This is a genomic window from bacterium, from assembly GCA_026414725.1.
In the GTDB taxonomy this organism is placed as follows: Bacteria; Ratteibacteria; UBA8468; order B48-G9; family JAFGKM01; genus JAAYXZ01.
In genome coordinates this window covers 1-4,766 of record JAOAIL010000037.1, presented here as the reverse complement: position 1 = coordinate 4,766, position 4,766 = coordinate 1, and the positions used below count along the sequence as shown (strand labels likewise).

Annotated in this window: 5 protein-coding genes; all 5 read left to right on the top strand. The window is 37.0% G+C overall.

Features of this window, described 5'->3' with window-relative positions:
• Nucleotides 1–469 precede the first annotated feature (469 nt).
• Nucleotides 470–1,045: a sigma-70 family RNA polymerase sigma factor gene (locus tag N3D17_07575; protein ID MCX8083225.1), complete on the top strand. Its 576-nt coding sequence runs from the start codon at nt 470–472 to the stop codon at nt 1,043–1,045.
• A 180-nt stretch (nt 1,046–1,225) separates the two neighbouring features.
• A complete protein-coding gene (locus N3D17_07570) occupies nt 1,226–1,972 on the top strand; it encodes a hypothetical protein (protein MCX8083224.1) in 747 nt (248 codons plus the stop codon).
• A 14-nt stretch (nt 1,973–1,986) separates the two neighbouring features.
• Nucleotides 1,987–3,339, top strand: coding sequence for an ammonium transporter (amt, locus tag N3D17_07565; GenBank protein MCX8083223.1), 1,353 nt, complete (start codon nt 1,987–1,989; stop codon nt 3,337–3,339).
• Complete coding sequence (locus tag N3D17_07560; protein ID MCX8083222.1) at nt 3,326–3,664, top strand: P-II family nitrogen regulator; 339 nt, start codon at nt 3,326–3,328, stop codon at nt 3,662–3,664. Before amt ends, N3D17_07560 begins: the two co-directional genes overlap by 14 nt.
• Before the next feature lie 184 nt (nt 3,665–3,848).
• Nucleotides 3,849–4,766, top strand: a 918-nt coding sequence (locus N3D17_07555) for a glutamine synthetase family protein (GenBank protein ID MCX8083221.1), incomplete at its 3' end; no start/stop codon positions are given.

The following is a 4,766-nucleotide window of genomic DNA, read 5'->3' as shown; positions in this document are numbered from 1 at the left end:
CACCAACTCGGCGTGCTATACAGTGCTCCTTACCTGTTGCACCAGCACCCCTCTCTCCTAAAAGGAAAGGGATATAGCAAATCCTCCCCATATGAGGGGGAGGAATTAGGTGGGTGGAGAGCGTTAAAAAGGTTTCACCCTCCCCTTAATCCCCTCCCCTCTGAGGGAGGGGAGAAAGAGGAAATCTCCGCTAAAGGGAGAGGGAAAGAAAAGAATGGGAGAGAGAAGAGATTTAAATTATGGATGTACCCTATCTGTACGAGGTATTGACAAAAATAAAAAAGTGTGGTAGTATAAAAAAATGAAATAAAAAGTACCGGGAAAGGTGCTTTATTTCAAAGGCGAGTTTTGGACAGAGGCGTTCTTTACGAACGCCTTTTTTTATTGGTTTAAGGTTTTATAAAAGGACAGAGGGTGTCCTTACCACCGCTGGTGGTGAGGACACCTTTTTTATTTATAAGGGATGGTTATGAATAAGATGATGAAAAGAGAAAAGAGTTTATTCTCAAGGGATGTTATGGAATGGCAGGATATTATTAAAAGAATAGATTGTAAAATTAAGTGTATTGTTAGGAAGGTGGAAAAGAATGGATTATACTTTGATAGAGATGACCTCTATCAGGAGATATTATTGCATCTCTGGTTGGATTTTAAAGAGGGAAAATTAGATGATAAAACAGATAGTTATATATTACAGGGCTGTTATTTTTACATTAAGAATTATATCCGTAAAAATCGTGAGAGGTTTAATATAATAAGTATTGAAGAAATAAGAGCGCAACACAATAATTGGGATATACCAGAGAATCAAATGGTAGATGATGAGACAATTATTGACCTGATTGAAAAAAGTGGGATATTTAATGATAGGGAGAGATATATAATTTATTTACTCTTAGAAGGATTTACAATAAGAGAGATTGGAAATAAACTCGGGGTTTCGCATGTTATGGTAATTAAGATAAAACATAGATTAGAAACAAAACTTAAATCATATTTCAAAGATACAGGGGTTACCATTGCAAAAGAATTTTTACTTGTATAATTATAGGACACATTGAAGTTTCTTTTACTATAATTATTTCAGGTCAAGGAGGACATAGATATAGCATAGAGTGCTATCACAAAGATATTGAAGTATAAAGGTGGACAGTGATGTCTTGTATCCCCTGATGGGAGACAAGACATTTTTTTTTTAGTTTTTTAGCATAGAAAGGAGAAGAAGATGATAATAAATAACAAAAAAATTTTTATGAAAGTATGTTTGATATTTTTATTTGGTATTGGTTTGAGATTTGCTTATGCCACACCCTCTACTCATATCTGGGCACCTTCTACTGATATACAACCATTTGGTAGGTGGCATATTACTTCAGATATTTATATACCTTTAGAAAATGATGAAGAAGGTAATGTTTTACCTCCTGTTACCAATCTTGGCTTGACAGTTGGGATTTTACCTTTTGAGAGGTTCAATATGGAACTTGGGTTTGACCATAAAGCGGGTCTCGGAGATTTAGATGAGTATCCATTTTACTTCAACGCAAAGGCAGGTATTCCAGAAGGGAGTTTTGGAAGGTTTTTCCCTGCTGTTGCTATTGGAATATATGATGTTGGAACAGAGCATAACCAGACCGACTTTAATATTGTTTATTTAAAGATAGCAAAGTCAACCCTGTTGGGTAGGTTTTCAGCAGGATACTTCAGTGGAAATTCAGAATTGTTGCTGGATGAAGAAGGTAATGTAGATAATGAGGGTATATTTGCTGCCTGGGAAAGGGTTATGAAAGAGATTTCTGATAGATTATGGATTTGTGTGGAATATATGGGAACAGAAAGTTCTTATGGTGCATGGTCTTTCGGATTTTCCTATAAGTTTGTAGATGATGTTTCAATTCTCTGTGGATATAACATATACAATAACGAGAATATAGCAGATACATTTACTATTCAAGTAGATATAGATTTTTAAAAAAGGAGGATGATATGGATATGAAAGTAATTATTGATACCATCTGGGTTCTGGTTACTGCAAAGTTAGTATTCTTTATGAATCTGGGGTTTGCTATGGTGGAGAGTGGTTTTACACGGGTAAAAAATTCTGTGAATATACTCTCTAAAAACTTCATAGTTTTTGCTGTTTCTTCTTTAGGTTTTTTATTTTTAGGATGGGGATTGATGTTTGGAGATGGTAGTCCTTTTATAGGGCTGAAAGGACTATTTTTCTTGACAGGACCTGATAATTCTCCAGCAGTGGGGGATGCATATAAAGGTGTTTATTCAGCAATTTCCTGGACCGGTGTCCCGCTCTTTGCAAAGTTCTTTTTTCAACTGGTATTTTGTGGAACTGCGGCAACAATAGTTTCTGGTGCAGTGGCGGAAAGGATAAAATACAAATCATTTATTGTTTTTTCCTTTTTTATGACGATGCTTATCTATCCTGTTGTCGGACACTGGATATGGGGAGGTGGATGGCTTGCGCAGAAAGGTATGTTTGATTTTGCTGGTTCTACTGTAGTACATTCTGTTGGTGGCTGGGCGGCACTTGCAGGTGTTTTGTTATTAGGACCACGTTTTGGGAAATATTCTAACAATGAAATAATTCCTATACCAGGGCATAATATCCCGCTGGCAACACTCGGAACATTTGTCTTATGGTTTGGTTGGTTCGGGTTTAACCCCGGTTCAAGTATGAGTGCAGACCCTATAATGATAAGCCATGTGGCTGTGACTACAAATACTGCAGCAGCAGCAGCGATAATGAGTTCCACACTTATGTCATGGTGGATACTTAAAAAACCTGACCTGGGGATGACACTGAATGGTTGTCTTGCAGGATTGGTTGCAATAACTGCACCCTGTTCGGTTGTCAGTGTGGGTGGTTCTGTAATTATAGGATTAATTGCTGGAATCCTGGTAGTTATTTCAATAATCATTTTTGATAGAGTCAGAATAGATGATCCTGTTGGTGCTATATCAGTTCATTTGATTAATGGGATTTTTGGTACCCTTTGTGTGGGATTGTTTGCACAGGATGGGATTGCCGGTATATCAATTGGTAATGGATTATTCTATGGTGGTGGTATAAAACTTTTTTTGACACAGCTTACCGGAATAGTTTGTGTGGGATTGTACACTTTTTTAGTTTCATTGATAATATGGACCTTATTGAAAATAACAATTGGTATCAGGGTGAGTTTACAAGAAGAGATAGAAGGTTTGGATCTGGGTGAACATGATAATGTTGCCTATCCAGAATTCTTAATCCGAAAACCATACATTTATAGAATAGTTAGTAGTACCAGAGAGCAAAAAGGGGGAACTTATGAAAAAAGTTGAAGCAATTATTCGTCCTGAAAAATTGGAAAATGTAAAAAAAGCATTAACGGAAATTAAATGTAATGGTATGACCCTAAGCGAGGTAGAAGGACATGGTAAACAACAGGGTATGGTTCAGCAATGGCGCGGAGAAAAATACAGGATAGAATTTCTTCCAAAAATCAAAATTGAAATTGTTGTAAAAGATAAAGATGTTGAGGGTATTGTAAAGGTGATAGCAGATGCTGCAAGAACAGGAGAAATTGGGGATGGAAAAATATTTGTGATTCCAGTTGAAAATGCGATTAAGATAAGAACCGGTGAAAGAGGCGAAAACGCCATATAAATTGTTTGGTTCTTGACAATTTGAAAATATGTTTTATAATTTATTCAACTGCAGGGTTGCAGGCAGGTCTGAGAAAAAAGAAAGGCGAAGTTGCCCGGTAAAGGCGAAGTTGCTCAACCGGGCTTTTTTGTTGCCCGGAGAAAAAGTTGAAAGAAAACAATTTGTTTAATTACGGAGGGGAAAGATGAACAGAAAAGATTTAAAAAAAGCAGATGTATTAAAACTTGTTGAGGAAAATGGGATAAAGTTTATCAGATTGTGGTTTGCTGATATTACCGGACAGATGAAGGGTTTTACGATAACCCGCGAAGAATTAGAGGGGGCTCTTGAGGATGGAATGGGATTTGATGGGTCATCCATAAAGGGCTTTGCAAGAATAGATGAGTCAGACATGGTTGCGATGCCGGACATTTCTACATTTACAATTCTTCCTTATAGACCAAAAGAAAAAGCTGTTGCTGCCATGATTTGCGATATCCTGAATCCAGACCGTACACCTTATGAGGGAGACAGCAGGTATATATTGAAAAAGTCCCTTGAGAAAGCAAAAGAGAAAGGATATACGTTTTATGCAGGTCCTGAGCTTGAATTTTTTATATTCAAGGATGAAAAGACCACCCAGATTCTTGATGAAGGTGGTTATTTTGACATAATTACTCTTGATGCAGGAAGAGAGGTGAGAAGAGAAGTGATTCTTGCCCTTGAGCAGATGGGTATAGATGTTGAATACAGTCACCATGAGGTTGCTCCTTCACAGCATGAAATAGACCTTCGTTATAAGGATGGCTTGACAATGGCAGATACAGTTATGGTTTACAGAGCTGTTGTCAAAGAAATAGCACAAATGAAAGGGCTGTATGCGACATTTATGCCTAAACCTATATATGGTGTGAATGGTTCAGGGATGCATACTCATCAATCACTTTTCAAAGGCGATAAAAATATTTTCTTTGATGGTAAAGATAAAGATTATCTCTCTGCAGAAGCCAAACAATATATTGCAGGTATCATGAAACACGCCAGAGAGATTACCCTCATTTGTAATCAGTGGGTTAATTCTTATAAGCGGCTTGTGGTTGGTTATGAAGCACCTGTATATATA

What these genes read in the sequence shown, in the direction of transcription:
- amt (MCX8083223.1), top strand. Translation starts at nt 1,987, where the DNA reads ATGGATATGAAAGTAATTATTGATACCATCTGGGTTCTGGTTACTGCA.
- N3D17_07575 (MCX8083225.1), top strand. Translation starts at nt 470, where the DNA reads ATGAATAAGATGATGAAAAGAGAAAAGAGTTTATTCTCAAGGGATGTT.
- N3D17_07570 (MCX8083224.1), top strand. Translation starts at nt 1,226, where the DNA reads ATGATAATAAATAACAAAAAAATTTTTATGAAAGTATGTTTGATATTT.
- N3D17_07560 (MCX8083222.1), top strand. Translation starts at nt 3,326, where the DNA reads ATGAAAAAAGTTGAAGCAATTATTCGTCCTGAAAAATTGGAAAATGTA.